This window comes from uncultured Tateyamaria sp. (assembly GCF_947503045.1).
In the GTDB taxonomy this organism is placed as follows: Bacteria; Pseudomonadota; Alphaproteobacteria; order Rhodobacterales; family Rhodobacteraceae; genus Tateyamaria.
The window spans coordinates 837,491-860,730 of the sequence record NZ_CANNCF010000002.1 but is presented as its reverse complement, the minus strand read 5'-3'; the positions used below and the strand labels follow the sequence as shown (position 1 = coordinate 860,730).

Annotated in this window: 24 protein-coding genes; 13 read left to right on the top strand and 11 right to left on the bottom strand. The window is 58.7% G+C overall.

The window, feature by feature from the left end; genetic code table 11:
• Positions 1-39: 39 nt before the first annotated feature.
• Both Q1A89_RS12625 and Q1A89_RS12620 read left to right on the top strand, forming a co-directional pair.
• Positions 40-1,143, top strand: coding sequence for an alpha/beta fold hydrolase (locus Q1A89_RS12625; protein ID WP_299728430.1), 1,104 nt, complete (start codon positions 40-42; stop codon positions 1,141-1,143).
• Entirely contained in the window at positions 1,140-2,384 is a 1,245-nt protein-coding gene (locus Q1A89_RS12620) for an MFS transporter (protein WP_299728427.1), read from the top strand. The genes Q1A89_RS12625 and Q1A89_RS12620 overlap by 4 nt, the downstream gene beginning before the upstream one ends.
• On the opposite strand, the gene Q1A89_RS12615 is transcribed toward Q1A89_RS12620, so the two are convergent.
• From Q1A89_RS12615 to Q1A89_RS12605, 3 genes are read right to left on the bottom strand one after another with little or no spacing between them, the layout of a single operon-like run.
• Positions 2,367-2,957, bottom strand: coding sequence for a Smr/MutS family protein (locus Q1A89_RS12615; protein WP_299728424.1), 591 nt, complete (start codon positions 2,955-2,957; stop codon positions 2,367-2,369). The genes Q1A89_RS12620 and Q1A89_RS12615 overlap by 18 nt on opposite strands.
• Positions 2,954-3,943 carry a murein transglycosylase A gene (locus Q1A89_RS12610; protein ID WP_299728421.1) on the bottom strand — a complete coding sequence of 330 codons (990 nt, stop codon included), beginning with the start codon at positions 3,941-3,943 and terminating at the stop codon, positions 2,954-2,956. The genes Q1A89_RS12615 and Q1A89_RS12610 overlap by 4 nt, the downstream gene beginning before the upstream one ends.
• 41 nt (positions 3,944-3,984) lie before the next feature.
• Positions 3,985-4,644: a Tim44/TimA family putative adaptor protein gene (locus Q1A89_RS12605; RefSeq protein WP_299728418.1), complete on the bottom strand. Its 660-nt coding sequence runs from the start codon at positions 4,642-4,644 to the stop codon at positions 3,985-3,987.
• Positions 4,645-4,759: 115 nt separating this feature from the next.
• Here Q1A89_RS12605 and Q1A89_RS12600 point away from each other — a divergent pair, with 115 nt between their 5' ends.
• Both Q1A89_RS12600 and secB read left to right on the top strand, forming a co-directional pair.
• Positions 4,760-5,227: an FxsA family protein gene (locus Q1A89_RS12600; RefSeq protein ID WP_299728415.1), complete on the top strand. Its 468-nt coding sequence runs from the start codon at positions 4,760-4,762 to the stop codon at positions 5,225-5,227.
• A gap of 59 nt (positions 5,228-5,286) precedes the next feature.
• Positions 5,287-5,778: a protein-export chaperone SecB gene (secB, locus tag Q1A89_RS12595; RefSeq protein WP_299728412.1), complete on the top strand. Its 492-nt coding sequence runs from the start codon at positions 5,287-5,289 to the stop codon at positions 5,776-5,778.
• Positions 5,779-5,827: 49 nt separating this feature from the next.
• Here the strand turns inward: secB and dnaQ are convergent, their stop codons facing one another.
• From dnaQ to Q1A89_RS12575, 4 genes are read right to left on the bottom strand one after another with little or no spacing between them, the layout of a single operon-like run.
• Positions 5,828-6,514, bottom strand: coding sequence for a DNA polymerase III subunit epsilon (gene dnaQ / locus Q1A89_RS12590; RefSeq protein WP_299728409.1), 687 nt, complete (start codon positions 6,512-6,514; stop codon positions 5,828-5,830).
• Positions 6,507-7,100, bottom strand: a complete 594-nt coding sequence (coaE, locus tag Q1A89_RS12585; RefSeq protein ID WP_299728406.1) for a dephospho-CoA kinase — start codon at positions 7,098-7,100, stop codon at positions 6,507-6,509. Before coaE ends, dnaQ begins: the two co-directional genes overlap by 8 nt.
• Positions 7,097-7,927: a shikimate dehydrogenase gene (locus tag Q1A89_RS12580; protein WP_299728403.1), complete on the bottom strand. Its 831-nt coding sequence runs from the start codon at positions 7,925-7,927 to the stop codon at positions 7,097-7,099. Before Q1A89_RS12580 ends, coaE begins: the two co-directional genes overlap by 4 nt.
• Positions 7,928-7,941: 14 nt before the next feature.
• Positions 7,942-8,541: a Maf family nucleotide pyrophosphatase gene (locus tag Q1A89_RS12575; RefSeq protein ID WP_299728400.1), complete on the bottom strand. Its 600-nt coding sequence runs from the start codon at positions 8,539-8,541 to the stop codon at positions 7,942-7,944.
• A gap of 408 nt (positions 8,542-8,949) precedes the next feature.
• Between Q1A89_RS12575 and Q1A89_RS12570 the strand changes: the two genes are divergently transcribed.
• The 7 genes from Q1A89_RS12570 to Q1A89_RS12540 all read left to right on the top strand — a co-directional run bounded on the left by Q1A89_RS12570 (position 8,950) and on the right by Q1A89_RS12540 (position 16,289).
• Positions 8,950-9,399: a CopD family protein gene (locus Q1A89_RS12570; RefSeq protein WP_299728397.1), complete on the top strand. Its 450-nt coding sequence runs from the start codon at positions 8,950-8,952 to the stop codon at positions 9,397-9,399.
• Positions 9,400-9,523: 124 nt separating this feature from the next.
• Complete coding sequence (gene rho / locus Q1A89_RS12565) at positions 9,524-10,807, top strand: transcription termination factor Rho (protein WP_299728394.1); 1,284 nt, start codon at positions 9,524-9,526, stop codon at positions 10,805-10,807.
• A 23-nt stretch (positions 10,808-10,830) separates the two neighbouring features.
• Entirely contained in the window at positions 10,831-12,114 is a 1,284-nt protein-coding gene (gene mnmE, locus Q1A89_RS12560) for a tRNA uridine-5-carboxymethylaminomethyl(34) synthesis GTPase MnmE (protein WP_299728391.1), read from the top strand.
• A 5-nt stretch (positions 12,115-12,119) separates the two neighbouring features.
• Positions 12,120-13,988 (top strand): tRNA uridine-5-carboxymethylaminomethyl(34) synthesis enzyme MnmG, encoded by a 1,869-nt coding sequence (mnmG, locus tag Q1A89_RS12555; protein ID WP_299728388.1) that lies wholly within the window; start codon positions 12,120-12,122, stop codon positions 13,986-13,988.
• Positions 13,988-14,596 (top strand): 16S rRNA (guanine(527)-N(7))-methyltransferase RsmG, encoded by a 609-nt coding sequence (rsmG, locus tag Q1A89_RS12550; RefSeq protein WP_299729161.1) that lies wholly within the window; start codon positions 13,988-13,990, stop codon positions 14,594-14,596. The genes mnmG and rsmG overlap by 1 nt, the downstream gene beginning before the upstream one ends.
• On the top strand, positions 14,589-15,398 hold the full coding sequence (locus tag Q1A89_RS12545; protein ID WP_299728385.1) for an AAA family ATPase: 810 nt from the start codon (positions 14,589-14,591) through the stop codon (positions 15,396-15,398). Before rsmG ends, Q1A89_RS12545 begins: the two co-directional genes overlap by 8 nt.
• A gap of 3 nt (positions 15,399-15,401) precedes the next feature.
• Entirely contained in the window at positions 15,402-16,289 is an 888-nt protein-coding gene (locus tag Q1A89_RS12540) for a ParB/RepB/Spo0J family partition protein (protein ID WP_299728382.1), read from the top strand.
• On the opposite strand, the gene hemW is transcribed toward Q1A89_RS12540, so the two are convergent.
• From hemW to rph, 3 genes are read right to left on the bottom strand one after another with little or no spacing between them, the layout of a single operon-like run.
• Positions 16,286-17,431: a radical SAM family heme chaperone HemW gene (hemW, locus tag Q1A89_RS12535; protein WP_299728379.1), complete on the bottom strand. Its 1,146-nt coding sequence runs from the start codon at positions 17,429-17,431 to the stop codon at positions 16,286-16,288. The two genes, Q1A89_RS12540 and hemW, sit on opposite strands and share 4 nt — an antisense overlap.
• Positions 17,424-18,035, bottom strand: a complete 612-nt coding sequence (locus tag Q1A89_RS12530; protein ID WP_299728376.1) for a non-canonical purine NTP pyrophosphatase — start codon at positions 18,033-18,035, stop codon at positions 17,424-17,426. Before Q1A89_RS12530 ends, hemW begins: the two co-directional genes overlap by 8 nt.
• Positions 18,032-18,745: a ribonuclease PH gene (rph, locus tag Q1A89_RS12525; protein ID WP_299728373.1), complete on the bottom strand. Its 714-nt coding sequence runs from the start codon at positions 18,743-18,745 to the stop codon at positions 18,032-18,034. Before rph ends, Q1A89_RS12530 begins: the two co-directional genes overlap by 4 nt.
• A gap of 97 nt (positions 18,746-18,842) precedes the next feature.
• Between rph and hrcA the strand changes: the two genes are divergently transcribed.
• Both hrcA and Q1A89_RS12515 read left to right on the top strand, forming a co-directional pair.
• Positions 18,843-19,913: a heat-inducible transcriptional repressor HrcA gene (gene hrcA, locus Q1A89_RS12520; protein WP_299728370.1), complete on the top strand. Its 1,071-nt coding sequence runs from the start codon at positions 18,843-18,845 to the stop codon at positions 19,911-19,913.
• A 3-nt stretch (positions 19,914-19,916) separates the two neighbouring features.
• Complete coding sequence (locus tag Q1A89_RS12515) at positions 19,917-20,480, top strand: nucleotide exchange factor GrpE (protein ID WP_299728368.1); 564 nt, start codon at positions 19,917-19,919, stop codon at positions 20,478-20,480.
• 35 nt (positions 20,481-20,515) lie between these two features.
• On the opposite strand, the gene mutS is transcribed toward Q1A89_RS12515, so the two are convergent.
• A complete protein-coding gene (mutS, locus tag Q1A89_RS12510) occupies positions 20,516-23,146 on the bottom strand; it encodes a DNA mismatch repair protein MutS (RefSeq protein WP_299728366.1) in 2,631 nt (876 codons plus the stop codon).
• Between the last annotated feature and the right edge of the window lie 94 nt (positions 23,147-23,240).

Sequence of the window (23,240 nt, the reverse complement as noted above, 5' to 3'; positions counted from 1 at the left end):
TGGGCTAAGACCGGGTCAGGGACAGGCAGGACAAAGACCATGCGGTGGGTGACAGTTGCGTTGATGATGCTTCTTGCCGCGTGCAATGACCGCACCGCTGCGCCCGTGGTGCCCGATGCGCTGAATTTTGGTCTGAACGTGCCCGTCTTTATGGGGACGACGCGGGCGACAAACGATGCGGGTGAGTTTGGCATCGAACGCGCGACCAAATTGCGCCTACTGAAAACCACGGTCTCTATCCCGCCAAATCGTGAATTGGGCAGCGTGTCGGACGGCTATGACCGCCCCAAACCCGACCGCGATTTCGCCATCGCGGAACTGCAGCAATTTGACGAACCGGCCGGGTTCACCCGGAGCCTGCGCGCCGAGATTGACGCCAGATCGACGGACCGGCGCGAAGTCACCGTGTTTGTACACGGGTTCAACAACAGCTTTGCCGATTCCGCGTTCCGCATGGCGCAACTGGGCCATGACCTCGAAATTCCGGGTGCCCATGTCAGCTATGCCTGGCCAAGCCGCGCGAATCCTTTGGGCTATGAGTATGACCGGGACAGCGCACTGTTTGCCCGCGATGGACTGGCCGATCTGTTGCGCACTGTGCGCAGCGCAGGGCAACCGGACGTGATCGTCGTGGCGCATTCCATGGGCAGCGCACTGGTGATGGAAACGTTTCGCCAGCTTGAAATCGCGCAACCCGGATGGGTCGGCGCGAATATTCGCGGTGTGATCCTGATGTCCCCGGACATCAACGTCGATGTCTTTCGCAGCCAGTTCCGCCAGATCAGGGATGTGCCTGACCCGTTTGTCGTGATCGTGTCGCGCAAGGATGCGGTGCTGCGTCTGTCCTCGCGCTTGCGTGGTCAGAAAACCCAGCTCGGCAACATCGACAATGCCGAAGAGGTTGCCGACCTGCCAATCAATGTGGTGGACGTGACCGCGTTTTCTGACCGCAAGTCCGGCAACCATTTCGTGGCTGGCAGTTCGCCGGCCCTAATTCAACTGCTGCGCCGGTCCTCGGACCTGGATCGCGAGTTTTTGCGGGGCAGCAGCGGGGCCGTTGTCCTGTTGCCGGGCCAGCGCCGGGTCATCACCGGTCCAGTCAGCCGACCCATTGATCTTGCCGAAGAAAGCACCGGGCTGTGACGGCGCGCGCGCTGCCGACAGGTCTGCTTTCCTTTATCAGTGAAAACCGGAATTGGCTGTCCGCCGGGGCGCTGCTGTCGCTTTTGTCCTCTTTCGGGCAGACCTATTTCATCTCGCTCTTTGCCGCTGAAATTCAGGCAGATTTTGGGCTCAGCCACGGTGGGTGGGGCGGTATCTATTCGCTGGGGACAATGGCCTCGGCAGCGGTGATGATCTGGGCGGGCAGCCTGACAGACATGTTCCGCGCGCGCACTTTGGGCGTTCTTGTGCTGGGCAGTCTCGCGCTCGCATGTCTGGCAATGGCGTGGAACCCGTATGTGGCGCTGCTGCCGGTCGTGATCTTTGCACTGCGGCTGATGGGGCAGGGGATGTGCAGCCATATCGCCGTTGTATCGATGGCCCGCTGGTTCGTGGCGACGCGGGGGAGGGCGCTGTCCATCGCATCGCTTGGATTCGCTGCCGGTGAGGCGCTTTTGCCGCTGATCTTTGTGGCCCTGCTTGGCGTGTTTCACTGGCGCTCACTTTGGGTGGTCGCCGCCTGCATCGCCCTTGTGGGCATACCTATCCTCATGACGCAGCTGCGCACCGAACGCACGCCGCAATCCATGGCGGATGAAAACCAAAGCATTGGCATGGACGACGTGCACTGGTCGCGTCGCTCCGCGCTGCGCCATCCGTTGTTCTGGTTCATGGTGCCTGCCATTCTGGGGCCCTCCGCGTTCAACACCGCCTTCTTTTTTCATCAGGTGTACTTTGCCGAGCTGAAAGGCTGGACGCACCTGTCGCTGGTCACTCTGTTTCCGCTTTATACATCCGTCGCCATCGGGGCGATGGTGGTGTCAGGTATCGCGCTGGACAGGTTCGGAACCGCACGACTGATCCCACTTTATCAGTTACCCATGGTCATCGCCTTTGGCGTATTCGCCTTTGCCACCTCTCTGGGGCACGCCGCCATCGGCTTTGTCTTTCTCGCGCTGACGACAGGCGCCAATTCGACCCTACCCAACGCGTTTTGGGCCGAATTCTACGGCACGCGGTTCATCGGATCGATCAAGGCGATGGCCACAGCGGTGATGGTTTTGGGGTCTGCCATCGGGCCGGGGATCACGGGGCTCTTGATCGATCTACAGGTTGATCTGACCACGCAATATCTCGGTGTGGCCGTCTATTTCCTGTTTTCCAGCCTGTGCATGTGGATTGGCATCCGGCGCTATCGCGGTGCGCTACCGCAACTTGCGTAAGTAGACGTAATACGCTCCACCGCCACCGTGACGCAGATGGGCCTGCGTGACCTGCAATACAGCCGAAGACAGTGGCGGCATCGACAACCATTGCGGGACCTGATGGCGCAACACGCCAAAGCGCACCGGGATCGGCCCGCCATCATCGCGCTGTTTGCCCTTGCCCGTGACAACCAGAACCAGCCGTTTGCCCTGTGCCTGCGCGCTCAGGATATATCGTGTCAGGGCAGGGTGCGCGCGTTCCAGCGTCATGCCGTGCAGGTCCAGCTTGCCTTCGGGGCGCAACTTGCCCCGCTTCATTTGGTCAAAGGCCTTGCGATCCATCTGAACGGGCTGCGCCCCCACCTGTTCGGCGATGGTTGGGGACAGATGCGCGGTTGCTGTCGGACGCGCGGGCTGAATCGTCAGAGACTTTGGCACCGCCTCAAACGTCGCCTTCTTGCGCGGCTGCACAGGCGGAGTTGTCACGAAATCCTGCGGGCGCAGTGGTTTTTCCGGGTGCAGCCGTTCCGCGTTGGACACGACCTTGCGCCACAGCTCTTCCTCATCCGGGCGCAATTTGCGGCGTTTCATATGGCGCTTTCGGGCAGCAGGGCATAGGCGCGCTGGATCGGCATCAGCACCATCAGGCGGCCCGGATCGCGCAATTGCCCGGCGGCCCGCCCAGCGCGATCACCGGTGCCAAAGAAGACGTCAGCCCGCTGGGCGCCCTTGATCGCCGACCCGGTATCTTGCGCCACCATCAAACGACGCAGCGGATTGCGACCATCCTTTTCAATCCAGACCGGCGCGCCCAGGGGGACAAAGGCCGGGTCAATCGCCACGGTGCGCATGGTGGTGATCGACCGGTTCATCGCACCAAGCGGGCCAAGCTCCGCAGGCACTTCACTGACTTCGCGAAAAAACACGTAAGAGGGATTGTGAAATAGCAGTTCGGCCCCGGCGGCAGGGTTCCGTTTCACCCAGTTCTTGATCACATCGGCGCTGACCTGATGGGCGGCATAGGTACCACGCCGCACCAACTCTTTGCCGACAGACCGGTATTCATGCCCGTTTGATCCGGAATAGCCGACGCGGATGGTCCGCCCATTGTCTAGGTTGATGCGGCCCGAGCCCTGGATCTGCAGGAAAAACAATTCAACCGAGTCATCGACCCAGGCAATTTCCAGACCACGACCAGCCATGACCCCGCCCTGCAAAATCTCGCGACGTGTATGCCATGGCCGCGACACGCGGGCCTCGGGCGGCATCGCATAGACAGGAAACCGATAACGTCCACTGCGACGTTTGGAGCCATCAAGCTCGGGTTCGAAATACCCGGTGAACAGGCCGGGCGCACCGTCCTCGATCAGAACGGGGCGAAAGAAAAGTTCAAAGAAGGCCTTTGCATCCGGAATCTCAGAGGCGACTGCGCACAAGGACCGCCAGTCGGGGTCGTTCATGTCACGACACGTGCTGCGGAACACGTTCAGAGCAGCGGCGTGATCATCCTCGGCCCAGCCATCAAGGGCCGTGTAATCCAGAACGGTATATCGGATGTCTGCGGCTGCCGCACTCATCGTGAACGCAACCGCACAGAGAAATCCGACACAGTGCCGGATTACGCGTCTGTAGAGACCAACAGCCAATTTGGGTCGTCAGCCCCCATGGTTCGTGCAAAGGACCATGTGTCTTTTTGCCGTTTCACCTCGGTCGGGCTGCCTTCGACGATGTCGCCGCCTTCGTCGCGGACGGTCGATGTCAGCTCCGCCACAAAGCGGATGTTCAGTTCGGCCTCATTGGTTTCTTCGTTGAAAGTGGCGTCCATCAGTTTCAGCTCTCGCACACCGATAAACTCGGCCTCGATGGTCAGGCCCTGATCTTCGCGGGCGGCGACACCGTCGACAAAGGATTCGTAAACTTCTTCGGACAGGAAGGGCTGAATATCGGACAATTCGCCCGTCTCGTACCCCATCACGATCATCTCGTAAGCGCCGCGCGCACCTTGCAGGAAATCGGCGACGTTGAACGACGGCTCAACCCTCTTCATACCAGCGAGCGCCTTGGCTGCATCGCTGTCTTCGTCGACATGGTCGGTGATATCCAGATCGGGGCCACCTTCGATCACTTCAAGATCGGGACGCCCCAGACGATCATTCACGGGTTTCGGAACAGGGGGCTGTTCAAAGCCTTCGCGTGTTCCCAGGACGTTTTTCAGACGCAGGATCAAAAAGACGGCTATGCCGGCAAGCACAAGCAGCTGGATCAACGGAGAGTTCATTCATACCTCGTTAAGCGGGGTCGGGTGGCAACCACCACGTCTGGTCACTATGTAGGGGTCCAGTGGAGCCAAGTCCACTGCAAGGCCCCAGTGGGCTGGTGAAAGGATGTCGCAGATGTGGTTATTTATAGCATTTCTTACCGTCCCGTTGATCGAAATCGGTTTGTTCATCCAAATCGGCGGCGCAATCGGACTGTGGTGGACGCTGTTGATCGTCATCATAACTGCTGTCATCGGCACGGTTTTGGTGCGCGCGCAGGGGGTTCAGGCCCTTGGGCAGGTCAAATCCTCGTTCAATGAAATGCGCGACCCAAGCGAGGCATTGGCCCATGGCGCGATGATCCTGTTTTCCGGCGCATTGTTGCTGACCCCGGGTTTTTTCACCGATGCGGTTGGATTCGCACTGCTGGTGCCGGGCGTTCGGCTGGCTGTTTTCAAATGGGCCCGCGCCCGGATCAACGTCACCACGTTCAGCACACACCCGCAACATCCACCACAATCTGATGTCATCGAAGGCGAATATGCCGAGGTTGAGCCAGAAAGTGGTGATCAGGGCCGCCCCTCGGGCTGGACGAAGCATTGAGGCCAAGCGGCCAAGCTGCTACCAGACACGCAAATCAATTTGCCCGCGGGAGAGTACCAATGGCCGAAGAAGAAAAAGAAGCACAACCAGCCCAGCCAGTTCAGCCGCAAATGCGGGTTCTGGGCCAGTTCGTACGTGACATGTCGTTCGAGAATATCGTCGCCCAAAAGGGTGCCTCGCCCGATGTGCAGCCAGACGTTCAGGTCCAGGTGAACCTCGACGCGAAAAAGCGCTCGCAGGATCACCAGTTCGAAGTGGCAATCAAGCTCAAGATCACATCCAAGGCCAAAGAGGGCGACACCGTTCTGTTCGTGCTTGAGATTGACTATGTCGGCCTGTTCCACATCGAAAACGTGCCCGAAGACCAGATGCACCCATTCCTGCTGATCGAGTGCCCGCGCATGATCTTCCCGTTCCTGCGCCGCGTGGTCAGCGACATCACCCGCGACGGTGGCTTCCCGCCGCTGAACCTCGAAAACATCGATTTCATCTCGCTTTATCGCAATGAAATTGCGCGTCGTCAGAATCAGGCAGCGCCCGCCGACGCCTGATCGATCTGCACTCCTGAAGTCACGCCCGGCGCACCCCGCGTCGGGAGTTTCAGTTTGACCACATCGCTTTTTCGCCAAGGCCCGCGACAAAACTCGCATGGGCCTCTTTTTCCGCATCGCTCAACCGCGATGGCAGGGGCGACGGTCGGGGTGGCGGTGTCCAGTTGGTGACTCCACCCGATTTGTCGTTTTGTCCCGCGCTGGTCGACAACCCGAAATCCGGTTGCCGCCCCCCGATCAGTTCCAGATAGACCTCGGCCAGAATTTCACTGTCCAGCAACGCGCCGTGCAGCGTCCGCGCAGAATTGTCGATGCCAAAGCGGCGGCACAGCGCATCCAAAGACGCAGGCGAACCCGGGAATTTCCGACGCGCAATGTCGAGCGTGTCGACAGCCCTGTCATAGGGCAGCAACGGCAGACCCATCCATTTCAGCTCGGCATTCAGGAACTTCATGTCGAAGGCCGCGTTGTGGATCACCAGCTTGGCGTCCCCGACAAAATCCAGAAACTTTTGCCCAATCTCCGCAAATTTCGGTTTGCCGCGCAGGAAATCGTCGCCCAGTCCATGCACCTGAAACGCCTCGTCCGGCATGGTCCGTTCGGGGTCGATATATTCGTGAAAGACGTTTTCGGTCGGCATATGCCGGATCAGCTCAATCGCGCCGATCTCGACGATGCGATCTCCGCTTTCGGGGTCGAACCCTGTGGTTTCCGTGTCGAGGACGATTTCACGCATTCTCAATCCGCTTTCTGATCTGCTCGATCACATGATGAACCTGGGCTTGGGCATGTTCAACCGTATCCGTTTCGATCACGAAATCCGCGCGGGCACATTTCTCAGCGCTCGGCATCTGCTTGGCCTTGATCGCCTGAAATTGCTCTTTGGTCATCGTGCCGCGCTCCATCACGCGGGCCTCTTGTATGTCGTCCGCGACATGCACCACAGCAACCGCATCCATACCTTTGTCTCCGCCGGTTTCGAACAGCAGAGGAATATCGAATACGATGATATCCGCGCGCGCGGCATCAATGAACGCCTGCCGATCCGCAGCCACCAGCGGGTGGACAATGGCCTCGATCCGCTTCAGCGCTGTTGGGTCGGCCGAGATGATCTCGCGCAAGACGGCGCGCGACACTTTACCATCCACCACCGCATCGGGAAACGCATCTGCCATCGGACCGACCGCAGCACCGCCGGAACCATACAGCCGATGCACCGCCGCATCCGCATCCCATAGGGCGCATCCCGCCGCGACAAACATCTGGGCGGTCGTGGATTTCCCCATCCCGATGGAACCGGTCAGCCCAAGACGAAACGTCATCTGAGGGCCGCCGCGCGTGTCAGGCTGTCCACCTCGGGGCGCTGACCAAACCAACGCTCAAACGCGGGAACCGCCTGATGCAACAACATGCCCAGACCATCCACCGTAACGCAGCCCGCAGCCTCGGCAGCGGCGAGCAAGTCAGTTTTTAACGGTGTGTAGACAAGGTCCGTCACCACCGATCCGCGGCGCAAGCCATCCAGTGGCACCCGCATCGCGGCCTTGCCAATCATGCCAAGCGAGGTCGTGTTCACGACCAGTGCGGATTCCTCAAGGATATTGCCCGCTTGCACCCAGTCCACGATTGTCAGGCGCTTACCAAAATCATCTGCCAGCTTTTCCGCACGCACACGAGTGCGGTTGGTTAGCAAAATCTCGGGCACGCCTGCATCCAGCAACGAGGCGATTACCGCCCGCGCCGCACCACCCGCGCCCAACACTGCTGCGGGGCCAGAGGTCGGATTCCAATTCGGCGCGCCCGATTTCAGGTTTTCGATGAACCCGTACCCATCCGTGTTGTCAGCGTGTATCTTGCCGTCCTTACGAAAGATCAGCGTATTTGCGGCCCCGATCAGCGTGGCGCGGTCGGTCACCAGGTCGGCAATCTCCAGCACGGCTTCCTTATGGGGGATGGTGATGTTCACACCCACAAACCCGGCCTTGGGCAACGCCTGCAAAACTTGCTTGAGGTCGTGGGTCGCCACATCCATCGGGATGTAGTCACCCGGAATGCCATAGGTCTTGAGCCAGTGGCGATGCAGCTGCGGCGACTTGGAATGCGAAATAGGAGAGCCGATAACGCCGGCCAATGGAATTTTGCCCACCATCTTGGTTCCGTCCACTATCCTTCGATCACGCCGCGCAATGTGAGAAATGCCAACAGTTCCAACAGCGGCACACCAAGAACGTGGAAATAATCGCCACTGATACTGTGGAAGAGCCGAACACCCTCACCCTCAAGCTGATATGCGCCAACTGAGTGGCGAATGTCATCCCAGTTTCTGGAAATATACGCGGCAAGGTACTCATCCGACACATCCCGCATCCGCAAACGAACCTGCCCGACATGGCGCCAGATCGGTTTGCCATCGGCATAGACAACAGCGGCTGACAACAAGATGTGTTGTTGCCCACGTAAGGCACGCAGTTGTTCCGTTGCATTCTCGGGGCTGGTTGGTTTGGACAGGATGGATTTGCCAAATGCCAGCACTTGATCACACCCAATCACCATCGCACCTGGGTGCTTGTCGGCGATCTTGCGGGCTTTCATCTCGGCCAGCGTATCGGCAATATCGCGGGGCGGGGCGTCTTCGGCCAGCAGGGCATCCTTGACCGCATCCTCATCAATGCGGGCCACTTCGACAGCAAAGTCCAGCCCGGCATTGCGCAAAAGCTGGGCCCTGATCTGCGAACCGGACGCAAGGATAAGAGATGTGTCCATGTGGATAACCTTGTGTGAAATATGCGTTTAAGATCGGGACGACATGTGTGGGATTCCGCGAGATTTGGAGACCGACCAAAAGTTGAGGCTGCCCGACCCTGTTAACCTTTCATTAACCCATAGAGGACAAGGAAAACCACCTCTCTGTGGGCAACATCGCTTATACATGTTTATCCACAAAACAGCGCAGGTGATGTGATAGGTAATATGTCCATAAGATATTGAAATTTCACGAATCATTGTGTTTACTCGAATGTTCGGATGAATCTTCGCCCGAATATCTACAGTGGGCATAACTGGCACCATATCTCGTTAATCCACAGGATTCCGGATCCCTACTTCATCATCATCTTCTTTTATTCTTTCTTTATTTATTTATAGGTGGGCCCCGGAACGAAGGGACGTGACATGATCGATCTGCTTGCCAGTCTGTATCCTTGGATCAAGGCATTTCATATCATGTCTGTCATCGCCTGGATGGCCGCCTTGTTCTATCTGCCTCGCCTCTATGTCTATCACGCAGAACAGGTCGGACTAAGTGGCGACACGCACGCGCTGTTCCAGACCATGGAATACAAATTGCTCAAAGTCATCATGACACCTGCGATGATTGCCACATGGGTGCTGGGCCTGTGCCTTGCGCTGATCCCGGGTGTGGTCGAATGGAGTGCCGTCTGGCCCTGGACCAAGCTGATTGGCATTCTGGCGATGTCCGGCTTTCACGGATGGCTCAGCGCGCAGCGACGTGCCTTTGCGGCCGGGGGACCGGTCAAGACCGGGCGGCAGTACCGGATGATGAACGAAGTGCCGACATTGCTGATGGTGCTGATCGTTCTGTCGGTGGTCGTGAAATTCTGACACCGTTGACTCGCGCCGCATGTGCGCCTATGTGCTTGCCTGCACCCCATTCGGGGACCGCACCAGCTTTTACATCCCTTACGGACGCGCCACGCCTTTGATCAGGCGGGCCATGAGTATTCCCATGACATCTGAAGAAACCACTGAAGTTCTGGCACTTGCCGATCTCAAGGCTCAAAGCCCCAAGGATCTTTTGGCAATGGCCGAAGAACTGGAAATCGAAAACGCCTCGACCATGCGTAAGGGCGAGATGATGTTCCAGATTCTGCGCGAACGTGCGGATGAAGGGTGGGAAGTCTACGGCGACGGCGTGCTTGAGGTACTTCAGGACGGGTTCGGGTTTCTGCGCTCGCCCGAGGCGAACTATCTGCCTGGCCCGGATGACATCTATGTCTCGCCCGACATGATCCGCCAGTATTCGCTGCGCACCGGTGACACGATCGACGGCATGATCAAGGCCCCCGACGACACCGAGCGCTATTTCGCGCTGACCAGCGTGACCAGCATCAACTTTGAAGAGCCGGAAAAGGCCAAGCACAAGATCGCCTTTGACAACCTCACGCCGCTTTACCCGGATGAGCGTCTGACAATGGAAACGGATGAGCCTGCGACCAAGGACCGTTCGGCCCGGATCATCGATCTGGTTTCGCCCATCGGCAAGGGCCAGCGGTCGCTGATCGTCGCGCCGCCACGGACCGGTAAAACCGTGCTGCTGCAGAACATCGCCTCCAGCATCGAAAAGAACCATCCGGAATGCTACCTGATCGTCCTGCTGATCGACGAACGGCCCGAAGAGGTCACGGACATGCAGCGCTCGGTCAAGGGCGAGGTGGTAAGCTCGACCTTTGATGAACCTGCGACACGCCACGTAGCTGTGTCCGAAATGGTGATCGAAAAAGCCAAGCGTTTGGTTGAGCATAAACGAGATGTTGTGATCTTGCTGGATTCAATAACAAGACTTGGTAGGGCATTCAACACAGTGGTGCCATCCTCGGGTAAAGTCCTGACCGGTGGTGTCGACGCCAACGCCTTGCAACGTCCCAAGCGCTTCTTTGGTGCAGCACGGAACATCGAGGAAGGTGGCTCGCTCACCATCATCGCCACGGCTCTGATTGACACGGGCAGCCGGATGGACGAGGTGATCTTTGAAGAATTCAAAGGCACCGGTAACTCTGAAATCGTGCTGGATCGCAAAATCGCGGACAAGCGCGTGTTCCCGGCCATCGACATTCTCAAATCCGGCACCCGGAAAGAAGAGCTGCTGGTCGACAAGATCGATCTCGCCAAAACCTTTGTGCTGCGCCGTATCCTGAACCCGATGGGCACCACAGATGCGATCGAGTTCCTGATCTCGAAACTCAAGCAGACCAAGACCAACGAAGAATTCTTTGACTCCATGAACACCTAACGCATCTGCGGAGGGCATTTCGAATGGATACGATCTTTGCCCTGGCAACGGCGCAGGGGCGTGCTGGCGTCGCTGTGATCCGGATATCCGGGCCACAGGCGTTCGTCTGTGCGACGGCCCTCTGTGGGAGCCTGCCGAACCCCCGGCAAGCTGGCGTGCGGGCGCTGCTGGACAGTGACGGAAGCCTTTTGGACCAGGCCTTGGTTTTGGCCTTCCAGGGGCCAAACAGCTTTACTGGCGAAGACGTGGTTGAGCTCCACCTCCATGGCAGCATCGCTGTGGTGAGCGCAGTTCTGCGGCGGTTGGGCGAAGGCGATGCGCGATTGGCCGAACCGGGGGAATTCACCCGACGTGCCCTGGAAAACGACAAGATGGACCTCGCCCAAGTCGAGGGGCTGGGTGATCTAATCGCATCAGAAACCGAAGGCCAGCGACGTCAGGCGCAACGCATCTTTGAAGGTGCGCTGGGCCAAAAGATCGAGGCGTGGCGCACCAACTTGATCCGCGCGGCGTCCCTGATTGAAGTCACCATCGATTTCGCGGATGAGGACGTGCCGGTTGATGTCACTCAAGAGGTGTCAGCGCTCCTGCTCTCCGTGCGCACGGATGTCGAAAATGAGCTGAATGGCTTTGCGGCCGCAGAACGCATTCGCACCGGCTTTGAAATTGCGATTATTGGTCCGCCAAATGCCGGAAAGTCTACTCTTCTCAATGCCTTAGCCAAGAGAGACGCGGCAATTACGTCCGAAAGGGCGGGAACAACCCGTGATGTGATCGAAGTGCGCATGGATCTCGATGGATACGCCGTCACACTCCTGGATACTGCAGGCTTGAGGGATGGCGCCGACGAGATTGAGGCCACTGGTATCGAACGCGCGGTGTCGCGCGCGAACGCGTCAGATCTGAGGATTTTTCTGATGGAGCCGGACGAGATCGTGCCGGTTGCCTCGCAGGACGACGACATCTTTGTCGCGCCGAAAGCCGATGCGCGAACGGATGATGTACCGGCAGTGTCAGGAAAGACCGGGCAGGGTATTCCAGAACTGATCACGTTGGTTTCCCGCGCGCTGTCCTCCAAAACACAAAGCGCCGGCCTCGCCACGCATGCGCGCCACCGCGACGCGATGCAGATGTCATTGACCGCGTTGGATGCTGCGGTCGAGTGGATTGGCCATGGACCGGACCATTATGATATCGCTGCCGAAGAGATCCGTAGCTCGATTCGATCCCTAGAGTCCTTGGTGGGTCGCATAGGGGTCGAGAATCTGCTGGATGAGATTTTTTCGAGCTTTTGCCTCGGGAAGTGATTGGAGTGTTTCACGTGAAACAATTTGATGTGGTTGTTGTCGGTGGGGGGCACGCAGGTTGTGAGGCGGCGCATGCTGCCGCGCGCTGCGGTGCCCAAACTGCGCTCGTCACAATGAAAAAGTCGGATATTGGCATCATGTCTTGCAATCCCGCCATTGGTGGGCTGGGCAAAGGGCACCTTGTCCGTGAAATCGACGCACTTGATGGCGTTATGGCAAAAGTTGCCGACGCGTCCGGGATTCAGTTCCGCCTGCTGAACCGTCGAAAGGGGCCAGCCGTACAAGGCCCGCGTGCACAATCGGATCGGCGCGTGTACCAGCGCGAAATGCTGCGCGTGATGGAAACCGCAGAAAGCCTGTCGATTGTCGAAGGTGAGGTGGTGGACTTCATCATGAACGGACAGGCGGCTTCGGGTGTCGTTCTGGCGGATGGGTCAGAAGTACGCTCGAAGACTGTCGTTCTGACGTCCGGCACATTCCTGAGGGGCCTCATTCACATCGGCGACGTGTCCTATGCTGGTGGACGGATGGGCGACAAGGAATCCTCGCTGCTCGCCAAGCGCATCGAGAGCTTCGATTTACCGCTCGGACGTTTAAAAACGGGGACACCGCCACGCCTTGACGGCCGCACTATAGCATGGGATCGACTGGAGCGACAGGATGGGGACGACGACCCAACGCTGTTTTCGTTTCTGTCCAAGTCACCACCGCTGAGGCAAGTTGCGTGCGGAATCACCCACACGAATTCGCAAACGCATGATATTATTCGCGAAAACCTTGAAAAGTCAGCGATGTACGGCGGTCACATTGATGGCACAGGCCCGCGCTACTGCCCCTCGATCGAAGACAAGATTGTACGGTTCGGGGACAAGGACTCGCATCAGATATTTCTCGAGCCAGAAGGTCTGGATGTCGACACGGTCTATCCGAACGGGGTGTCCACCTCTCTGCCTGAGGACGTTCAGGTCGCATACATACGGTCCATTGTGGGATTGGAAGACGCGGTGATCCTGCAGCCAGGCTATGCCATCGAATATGACTTTGTCGATCCGTGTGTTTTGGACGCAGGTTTGTCCCTGCGGTCCGTGCTCGGGCTATTTCTGGCAGGGCAGATCAACGGCACGACGGGATATGAAGAGGCCGCGGCGCAAGGGCTGGTTGCTGGGCTCAATGCAGCACGGGCAGCCAAGGGCGCGTCGCCGGTGCATTTCAGACGTGATCAAAGCTATATCAGCGTCATGATCGACGATCTGACGACCCGTGGGGTGACGGAGCCCTACAGGATGTTTACGTCGCGCGCAGAGTATCGCCTGTCTTTGCGTGCGGACAATGCAGATCAACGCCTGACACCCTTGGGGCTTGAGGTGGGGTGTGTTGGTGCGGACCGGACAAAGCATTTCCTAGACAAGATGGAAAAACTGGATGCCGGGCGTACCTTGATGAAGGCCGAGAGCTTTACGCCCAAGCAAATTTCGTCCGCCGGTATCAAGATCAACCAGGATGGGACCAAACGCACGCCGTTTCAGTTGCTTGCGTTCCCGGATGTGGCGCTTGAGGACGTCGTGCGCCTTGCGCCAGGGCTGGCTGAGTTGGACTCCGAGGTTGGTTTGCAGATTTCGCGGGAAGCACTCTATGCCAACTACATTGAGCGGCAAAAGCAGGACGTGGAAAGGCTCCGCAAAGACGAATCCTATGGGATTCCAGCGGATTTTTCCTATTCTGACGTCTCGGGGCTTTCGGCTGAGCTTACAGCGAAGCTGGAGCGTGTACGACCAGCTGACCTCGCGCAAGCTGCGCGGATTGATGGGATGACCCCAGCGGCTCTGGCGTTGTTGCTGGGGCGCATCCGCTATCTGGAAAAGAAACAAGCGTGATGCGCGTTCCCGAGTGGTACAGCCGCGATGTTTCACGTGAAACATTGGAAAAGCTGGACGGATATGCCGCGCTGCTGCGCAAATGGACGTCCAAAATCAATCTGATTTCAAAGGCTTCAGTCGACGACCTCGAAAATCGCCATATCTGGGATTCAGCGCAAGTATACATTGAAACGACGGAAAGCTGGCTGGATCTGGGTAGCGGAGGAGGGTTGCCGGGCGTTGTGGTTGCCATTCTGGCACAAGGTGACGGACATGATTTGCCCATGACCATGGTTGAAAGTGATCAGCGCAAGTCCACGTTTCTGAGGGCATGCACGCGAGAATTGGATGTTCCGTTCACCGTGATTGCCGAAAGAATCGAAAAATTGACGCCGCAATCCGCGAGTGTTGTCTCGGCGCGGGCCTTGGCCAACCTTGATACGCTTTTGGGATTGGCCAAGCCACATCTCAGCACAGAAGGACAGTGCGTTTTCATGAAAGGTGCGGCGTGGGCAGACGAACTTGTCGAGGCAGAGCGAAACTGGCGGTTTTCTTGTGAGGCCACACCCAGTAGAACAAATCCAGAGGCAGCAATTTTGCGGATAAAGGGAATCGAGCGTGTCTGAACTGTTTCAAGGAGCACGGCCGAAGATTATTTCTGTTGCCAACCAGAAAGGCGGCGTTGGCAAGACGACAACCACGATCAACCTTGCTGCGGCGCTGGTGGAGTTGAAATATCGTGTTCTGGTGATCGACCTCGACCCACAGGGTAACGCGTCCACCGGCCTGGGGATCGAGTTGGAAGATCGGGAGTTCACGACCTACGAGTTGCTGCTCGAAGATGTCGACCTCGACGAGGTCATTCTTGCGACGGATATTGAAAACCTGATGGTGGTGCCCGCAACCGTAGACCTCAGCTCGGCGGATATTGAGCTGATTTCCAATGAAAAGCGGAGTTTTTTGCTGCATGACGCCCTGCGCCAGCCGCAGATGGAGCGGTTTCAATTCGACTATATCCTGATCGACTGCCCGCCGTCGCTGAACCTGCTGACGGTGAATGCCATGATCGCGTCGCACTCGGTTCTTGTGCCGCTGCAAAGCGAGTTCTTTGCCCTTGAGGGATTGTCGCAACTTATGCTGACCATTCGCGAGGTGCGGCACACGGGAAACCCCGATCTTCGCATCGAGGGGGTGGTGATGACGATGCATGATGCGCGCAACAACCTGTCGCAACAGGTCGAGCAGGACGCGCGCGACAATCTGGGTGATCTGGTGTTCAAGACGCGCATTCCGCGCAATGTGCGGGTCAGCGAGGCGCCGTCTTTCGCCATGCCCGTTTTGTCATATGATACGACGTCAAAAGGGGCGATTGCATATCGCGACCTGGCGAAAGAGCTGGTCGGACATAATATGAAGGTGGGGGCGTAAGGCATGGTGGGTGAGAAAAAACGAGGGCTTGGGCGCGGATTGTCAGCCTTGATGGCGGACGTATCGGAGGCGGTGGATGACGATGCCGGTCAAGGGCGCGGTGATCAGCAAATCCCGATTGAGCAAATCCATCCGAACCCAAATCAGCCACGTAAGCAGTTTGACTCCGCGCCGCTCGACGATCTGGTTGCGTCGATCAAGGAAAAGGGTGTGCTACAGCCCTTGATCGTGCGCCCCTCTGGCGATGGGTACGAAATCGTTGCGGGCGAGCGACGTTGGCGCGCGGCGCAGCAGGCGCAACTGCATAGTCTGCCGGTGCTTGTCCGCGACTTTGACGATAGCGAAGTGCTTGAAGTCGCGATCATTGAAAATATCCAGCGCGCCGATCTGAACCCGATTGAAGAGGCGGCGGGCTATCGCCAATTGATGGAGCGGTTTGGCCATACGCAAGAAAAGATGGCCGAGGCCCTGGGCAAAAGCCGCAGTCACATCGCGAACCTGTTACGTTTGTTGAACCTGCCCGAGACGATTCAGAAATACATCTCGGATGGGTCACTGACGGCGGGTCACGCGCGCGCATTGATCACGGCGCGGGATCCTGAAGCGTTGGCGAAGAAGGTGATTGCCGGGGATTTGTCCGTGCGTGCGACTGAGGCGCTGGTCAAGAAGGCCAACGCACCTGTCGCTGTCTATCCGGAGTCGTTTGGCAAGAAGCCCGGTGCAGGGGAAAAGGACGCAGATACGCGCGCGCTTGAGGCGGACCTGTCTGCTGCCACGGGCGTCAAAGTAACGTTGACGCACAAGCCGGACGGAGAATCCGGTCAATTAACGTTGCAATATGACACGCTGGAGCAGTTGGATGACCTGTGCCGCAAACTGAGCGGCGGTTAATCTTCGAGCAGCTTTCGCAGCACGCCGTTTAGCAGGCTAAATCCTTGATTTGAAACGATTAAACTGTCATTTGACGCCTCAAGTAGGCCCATATTCACCAATTCGGTGATACGGGCGGGCTGCAAGGCCTTTCCTGACAGGTTTTCATAACGCGCCGGGTCGATACCCTCGCTGAGGCGCAGGCCCATCATCAGGAATTCCACGGCTTGATCGGTGCCTGACAGGCTCTCTTCCTTCTGGCGGTTTGTACCGTCCAACCACGCTGCCGGCATCCGCGCCTGTTCGGTCGCGATGCGGTTGCCGTCGATTGTGATGCGCCCATGCGCACCGGGGCCGATGCCGACATAATCGCCATAGCGCCAATAGATCTTGTTGTGCCGCGATTCGGAGCCGTATGTCGCGTGGTTGGATACTTCGTACCGCAGCATATTGTGATCTGCGCAGATATCCTGGGTAAGGGCGTACATGTCGGCGGACAGATCATCATCCGGCAGGCCATTCAGCTTGCCCAGCTTGTAGAGGTCGCCGAACACGGTCCCAACCTCAATGGTCAGCTGATAAAGCGAGATGTGGTCGAGCCCCAATTTCAGCGCTTGGGTCAACTCCGCCTCCCATGCGCTGAGAGATTGATCTTGCCGGCCGTACATCAGATCGAAACTGACCCTGTCGAAAGTGTTTCGGGCGATATCGAAGGCCGCCAAACCCTCGGCCGCGCTGTGCATCCGCCCGAGCTTGCGCAGGTCAGGGTCGTTCAGCGCCTGAATACCCATGGATACACGATTGACCCCGGCGGCGCGGAAATCGGCGAATTTGCCTGCCTCAACAGAAGTGGGGTTCGCCTCTAGCGTCACTTCGAGATCATTGGCCACGGGCCAGGTGCGATGGACCGTTTCCATGATGGCGCCGACGGTTGCGGGCTCCATCAAGCTGGGCGTGCCCCCGCCGAAAAAGACAGAGTGCAACACGCGGCCCGGGGTCCGCTGACCTGCGCGTTCGATTTCGGACACGAAGGCGCGTCGCCATGCGTCATGATCGACCGAGGCTGTGACGTGGCTGTTGAAATCGCAATAGGGGCATTTGGCAGCGCAGAATGGCCAGTGGAGGTACAGGCCGAATCCGCCTGCCTCCCAATCGTCAGCCAAAACAACCTGCGATCAGTTTGGCGAAACTGTCGGCGCGGTGGCTGATGGCGTTTTTCTCATCCGCTGGCATTTCCGCAAAGGTGCGGCTGTGCCCAACAGGCTGGAACATCGGATCATAGCCGTGGCCGAGCGCGCCGCGCACCGGCCAGACGAGAGTGCCATCGACGGTGCCAGCGAAAACTTCGTCATGCCCATCGGGCCAGGCAAGCACGAGGGTCGAGCAGAACCGCGCTGTCCAAGGTTGGGGCGCGTTGCGTTTGACCAGTTCGGACTGGGTGCGCGTCATGGCCATCATGAAATCGCGCCCGTTCGGAGTTTCCGCCCAATCGGCCGTATAGACACCGGGTTCGCCATCAAGGCCGTCGACTTCAATCCCGGAATCGTCCGCCAGCGCAGGCAGGCCGGTCGCCTTGACCGCGGCATGTGCTTTGATCCGGGCGTTGCCAACAAAAGTGTTTTCGGTTTCTTCGGGTTCCGGCAGGTCGAGCGCCGCAGCGCCCACCACCTCGACGCCAAACGGGGCAAAGAGCCGTTCCATCTCTTCGAGCTTGCCCGCGTTGTGGGTCGCGATCAGAATGCGCTTGCCGTCAAAGCCTCGTGTCATGCGACGGCGGCCAGTTGTGCGGCGGCCAATTCGCCCACACCCTTTTCGGCGAGATCCATCAGGTTGTTCATCTGGTCGCGCGAGAATGTGGAGCCTTCGGCGCTCATCTGGATTTCGATCAGTTGACCGTCGCCCATCATGATGAAGTTGCCGTCCACGCCAGCCTCGCTGTCTTCAGGGTAATCGAGGTCGAGCACGGGCTGGCCTGCATAGATGCCGCAGCTGACCGCGGCGACCGGAGAGATCAGCGGATTGCTGATCACATCGCCCGCCTTCATCAGCTTGTCCACGGCCAGACGCAGCGCGACCCAGCCGCCGGTGATCGAGGCGCAGCGGGTGCCGCCATCAGCCTGCAACACGTCGCAGTCGATGGTGATCTGGCGCTCACCCAGCGCAACCCGGTCCACACCGGCGCGCAGGGCCCGGCCAATCAGGCGCTGGATTTCAACAGTGCGCCCACCTTGTTTTCCACTTGCCGCTTCGCGTCGCATGCGGGTGTTGGTGGCGCGGGGCAGCATCCCGTATTCCGCTGTCACCCAGCCAAGCCCCGACCCTTTGATAAACGGCGGCACGCGCTCTTCGATCGTGGCGGTGCACAAGACATGCGTGTCCCCCATCTTGATGAGGGCGGACCCCTCGGCGTGTTTGGTGAAGCCCGTTTCGATTGAAACGGCACGCATTTCACTTAACTCTCGTCCAGAGGGGCGCATGGGATGTCCTTTTCGTTGCTGATCGGGGATAACGCTAGCCCCGGTGCAGTGGCAACCCCGATTGACCTTTGAATTGAGTGGACCTTAATAACAGTCGATGACAGAGACCCAGAAAATCCTTGATGACATGAATGATCGCTCGCGCGAGGTGTTCCGTCGCGTGGTCGAGGGGTATCTGGAATCCGGTGGTCCCGTCGGGTCGCGCACGCTGACCCGCGATTTCAGCGAAAAGGTCAGTGCAGCGACCATTCGCAACGTGATGCAGGACCTCGAGTTCATGGGTTTGCTGGGCAGTCCGCATATCAGCGCAGGCCGTGTGCCGACTCAGCAGGGGTTGCGGATGTTCGTGGATGGGCTGCTTGAGGTCGGGCTGCCGGACGAATCCGATCGCGAGAAAATTGATGCGACGCTGGGCACGAACGAAAAGGACGTGGCGAGCCTATTGGACCGTGTAGGCTCTGCTTTGTCAGGTGTGACCCATGGGGCGTCGCTGGTTCTGACCCCCAAGCGCGAGGCACCGATTAAGCATCTCGATTTTGTGCCGCTGGGCCCTGAACAGGCACTGGTTGTCATCGTGTTTGCCGATGGTCACGTGGAAAACCGCCTGTTTCAACCGCCACCCGGTCAAACGCAGTCGTCAATGCGCGAGGCGGCCAATTTCCTCAACGCGATGATCGAAGGGCATACGCTGAGCGAAGTGAAAAGCATCGTCACGCGCGAGATTGAAACGCGCAGACAAGAGATCGATGCGCTGTCTCAGGCGCTGGTTCAAAGCGGACTTGCCTCGTGGGAGGGTGCTGGCGATTCTCCGGAACGGCTGATCGTGCGGGGCCGGGCGAATCTGCTGGATGAAACGGCCGAGGCGGGGGATCTGGATCGCATCCGCAGCCTGTTTGACGACCTCGAACGCAAGCGCGATATCGCAGAGTTTCTTGACCTTACGCAGACCGGCGATGGTGTGCGCATTTTTATCGGCTCAGAGAACAAACTTTTCTCACTTTCGGGTTCCTCTTTGGTGGTTTCCCCATATATGAACGCGGATCGAAAGATTATCGGAGCGGTTGGGGTCATCGGGCCCACACGGCTGAACTATGGCCGGATCGTTCCGATTGTGGATTACACAGCCCAGCTGGTCGGGCGGATGCTGTCGGACCGCAGTGAAAGGTGACAAATGGCTGAGCCAAAGAACGATGATTTTCTGGACGATATCGAAGAGGCAGAAGAGGAAACCTTTGCCGACGAGATGTTGGAGATTGATGATGAAGCGCTGGAGCTGGACCAGTTGCGGGCCGAGCGCGATCAGCTGAAGGACCGGTTTATGCGGGCGCTGGCGGATGCCGAAAACGCGCGCAAACGGTCGGAAAAAGATCGCCGCGAGGCCGAGAACTATGGCGGGTCCAAGCTGGCCCGCGACATGCTGCCGGTTTACGACAACATGAAGCGTGCGCTTGAGGCAGTCACGGATGAACAACGTGAAGTGTCCGGCCCGGTGCTGGAAGGTGTCGAGCTGACGATGCGCGAGTTGCTGAACGTGTTCAAGAAACACGGGATCGAGGTGATCGCGCCCGAGGTCGGCGACGTGTTCGACCCGCAGCACCATCAGGCGATGTTCGAGGCCCCTGTGCCCGGCACCAAGGCGGGCGAGATTATTCAGGTCGCCGCCGAAGGATTCATGCTGCATGACCGGTTGCTGCGTCCCGCGCAGGTTGGCGTGTCATCGATGCCTGCCAGCTGACAGATTTGCATATTTGAAGAACAATGAAGACGCGGTCAGTCCCTGGCCGCGTCTTTCAGTTTATAGATCAGATCGAGTGCGTCGCGTGGGCTGAGATCGTCGGGATGAACGGCTTCGAGCAAGTCCAGCGCAGGTGATCGTTTGGGTTTTGCCGGGGGCGGCGCGGGTGTAGCTGCGAATAGCGGCAGGTCGTCGATCAGTGTTTTCTGGGTCGCGCCGCCTTCGCGTTCTCCGCTTTCCAGAGCGTCGAGCACAACGCGTGCACGGGCGATGACCGCGCTGGGCAATCCGGCAAGTTGCGCCACCTGCACACCGTAGGATCGATCCGCCGCGCCGCGCCGGACTTCGTGCAGGAAGACAACTTCGCCCTCCCATTCCTTGACTGCGACAGTGGCATTTTCCACGCCGTCGAGCTTGGACGCCAGCGCGGTCATCTCGTGGTAATGCGTTGCGAACAATGCGCGCGATCGGTTCACATCATGCAGGTGTTCCAGCGTTGCCCAAGCGATGGACAATCCGTCATAAGTCGCCGTACCCCGCCCGATCTCATCCAGAATGACCAGCGCGCGGTCATCTGCCTGATTGAGGATCGCGGCGGTTTCGACCATCTCGACCATGAAGGTCGACCGTCCGCGTGCCAGATCGTCTGATGCGCCCACGCGGCTGAAAATCTGGCTGACCAGTCCAATGTGGGCGCTTTGCGCAGGGACGAAGCTGCCCGATTGCGCGAGGATCGCGATCAGGGCGTTCTGGCGTAGAAAGGTTGATTTACCGGCCATGTTTGGCCCGGTGAGCAGCCAGATGGCAGCGTGATCCTCGGCATTCAGCGTGCAGTCGTTTGCGATGAACGGATCGCCCCCTTGCTGGCGCAGCGCGCGTTCGACAACGGGGTGCCGTCCGCCTGTGATCTCGAAAGCACGTGAGGTATCGAGGGTTGGCTTGCACCAGTCTTCGGTCACGGCCAGATGGGCGAAACCGGTGTTCAGATCGATTTCGGCCAATGCGCGGGCGGTCTGGCTGATTTGGGGCGCGGCGTCCAGAATGAGGGACTTTAGCCTTTCATAGTGACGCTTTTCGATCTCGATGGCTTGGGAGCCGGCGTTGAGAATGCGGGTCTCGAGACTGGAAAGATCGACTGTGGTAAAGCGGACCTGATTGGCGGTGGTCTGACGGTGGATGAACGTCTCGTTTAATGGGGCGGACATCATCTTGTCTGCGTGGGTGGCGGTGACTTCGATGAAGTAGCCGAGCACGTTGTTGTGCTTGATCTTGAGAGACTGGACTTGGGCGGCCCCTGCATAGTCTTTCTGCAATTGCGCGATGATGGATCGGCCCTGGTCGCGCAGTTTGCGTGCCTCGTCGAGTTCGGGGTCGCAGCCAGAGGCGATGAACCCGCCGTCGCGGGCCAAAAGCGGGGGCTCAGCGATCAGGTCTGCATCGAGTTGGTCGATCAGGTTCGCATGCCCGGTGAGGTCGGCAAAGGCGCGAGACAGAAGGGGTGGAAAATCTGTTTGCGAGAGTTTGGTGATGTCCTGCGCATGAGTGAGGCCAGCGCGCAGCGCGGCAAGGTCGCGCGGGCCGCCCCGGTCAAGCGACAGGCGGGACAGGGCGCGATCCATGTCGGGCACGCCGCGCAATTCAGTGCGCAGTGATTGGCACAGGCCTTGATCCGAAACGAGGAAATCCACGGCCTCTGTGCGTTCCGAAACGGTCTCTAAAATGCGAGAGGGGGACCCGATGCGCCGTTCCAGTAGGCGTGCGCCGGCAGCGGTGACCGTCTTGTCGACTGCTTCGAGCAGTGATCCGGCGCGACCCCCGGACAGACCAGCGGTCAGTTCCAGATTGCGCCGTGTCGCGGCGTCGATCTGGACGGTTTTGGACTGTGCTTCTTGCTGGGGAGGGCGCAGCAGTGGCAGATTGCCCTTTTGCGTGATCTCGAGATATTCGACCAGCGCACCCATCGCCCCGACCTCGGCCCGCGAGAAGGTGCCAAACGCATCCAGCGTCGCGACCTTGAACAACTCGGTGAGGCGGGCAAGGCCAGCGGCGCTGTCAAAGGCGGCAGGGCCAAGGGTGGTGATCGAAATCCCGAAATCTTCACCGATGGGGCGCAGGTCCTGTTCGCGTGTGTCGGCGACAACCAGTTCAGACGGGGCAAGGCGGGCCAATTCAGGCCCTAACAAGGTCGTATCGAGCGCCATGACGTGAAACGCACCGGTCGAGATATCGACCCATGCCAGTGCAGAACTGCCGCGCACATCGGCAAAGGCGGCCAGGAAATTGTGTCGCCGCGTTTCCAGCAGAGACTCCTCGATCAGGGTGCCGGGCGTGACCAACCGAACCACGTCGCGTTTGACGACAGACTTTGATCCACGCTTTTTCGCCTCTGCCGGGCTTTCCATCTGTTCACAGACCGCAACCCGGAACCCTTTGCGGATGAGCGTCAACAGGTACCCTTCGGCTGAATGCACCGGCACACCGCACATCGGGATATCGTCGCCGTCATGTTTGCCGCGTTTGGTCAGCGCAATGTCGAGCGCGGCGGCGGCGTTGACCGCGTCCTCAAAGAACATCTCGTAAAAATCGCCCATTCGATAAAAAAGCAGCGCACCGGGGTGAGCCGCTTTGATCTCGAGATATTGCGCCATCATTGGCGTTGTCGACATGAACGTGGCCCCCCAAAGGCAAGTGTCGCGCGACCTTACAAACAGCCGCGCCCAAGCGAAACCCAAAGTCGATTGAGGCATGGCTCGCGCTGGG

Excerpts from the sequence above, each read along its gene's own strand:
- Q1A89_RS12625 (WP_299728430.1), top strand. The coding sequence starts at position 40 with ATGCGGTGGGTGACAGTTGCGTTGATGATGCTTCTTGCCGCGTGCAAT.
- Q1A89_RS12615 (WP_299728424.1), bottom strand. The coding sequence starts at position 2,957 with ATGAAACGCCGCAAATTGCGCCCGGATGAGGAAGAGCTGTGGCGCAAG.
- Q1A89_RS12610 (WP_299728421.1), bottom strand. The coding sequence starts at position 3,943 with ATGAGTGCGGCAGCCGCAGACATCCGATATACCGTTCTGGATTACACG.
- Q1A89_RS12605 (WP_299728418.1), bottom strand. The coding sequence starts at position 4,644 with ATGAACTCTCCGTTGATCCAGCTGCTTGTGCTTGCCGGCATAGCCGTC.
- Q1A89_RS12600 (WP_299728415.1), top strand. The coding sequence starts at position 4,760 with ATGTGGTTATTTATAGCATTTCTTACCGTCCCGTTGATCGAAATCGGT.
- secB (WP_299728412.1), top strand. The coding sequence starts at position 5,287 with ATGGCCGAAGAAGAAAAAGAAGCACAACCAGCCCAGCCAGTTCAGCCG.
- dnaQ (WP_299728409.1), bottom strand. The coding sequence starts at position 6,514 with ATGCGTGAAATCGTCCTCGACACGGAAACCACAGGGTTCGACCCCGAA.
- coaE (WP_299728406.1), bottom strand. The coding sequence starts at position 7,100 with ATGACGTTTCGTCTTGGGCTGACCGGTTCCATCGGGATGGGGAAATCC.
- Q1A89_RS12580 (WP_299728403.1), bottom strand. The coding sequence starts at position 7,927 with ATGGTGGGCAAAATTCCATTGGCCGGCGTTATCGGCTCTCCTATTTCG.
- Q1A89_RS12575 (WP_299728400.1), bottom strand. The coding sequence starts at position 8,541 with ATGGACACATCTCTTATCCTTGCGTCCGGTTCGCAGATCAGGGCCCAG.
- Q1A89_RS12570 (WP_299728397.1), top strand. The coding sequence starts at position 8,950 with ATGATCGATCTGCTTGCCAGTCTGTATCCTTGGATCAAGGCATTTCAT.
- rho (WP_299728394.1), top strand. The coding sequence starts at position 9,524 with ATGACATCTGAAGAAACCACTGAAGTTCTGGCACTTGCCGATCTCAAG.
- mnmE (WP_299728391.1), top strand. The coding sequence starts at position 10,831 with ATGGATACGATCTTTGCCCTGGCAACGGCGCAGGGGCGTGCTGGCGTC.
- rsmG (WP_299729161.1), top strand. The coding sequence starts at position 13,988 with ATGCGCGTTCCCGAGTGGTACAGCCGCGATGTTTCACGTGAAACATTG.
- Q1A89_RS12540 (WP_299728382.1), top strand. The coding sequence starts at position 15,402 with ATGGTGGGTGAGAAAAAACGAGGGCTTGGGCGCGGATTGTCAGCCTTG.
- Q1A89_RS12530 (WP_299728376.1), bottom strand. The coding sequence starts at position 18,035 with ATGACACGAGGCTTTGACGGCAAGCGCATTCTGATCGCGACCCACAAC.
- rph (WP_299728373.1), bottom strand. The coding sequence starts at position 18,745 with ATGCGCCCCTCTGGACGAGAGTTAAGTGAAATGCGTGCCGTTTCAATC.
- hrcA (WP_299728370.1), top strand. The coding sequence starts at position 18,843 with ATGACAGAGACCCAGAAAATCCTTGATGACATGAATGATCGCTCGCGC.
- Q1A89_RS12515 (WP_299728368.1), top strand. The coding sequence starts at position 19,917 with ATGGCTGAGCCAAAGAACGATGATTTTCTGGACGATATCGAAGAGGCA.
- mutS (WP_299728366.1), bottom strand. The coding sequence starts at position 23,146 with ATGTCGACAACGCCAATGATGGCGCAATATCTCGAGATCAAAGCGGCT.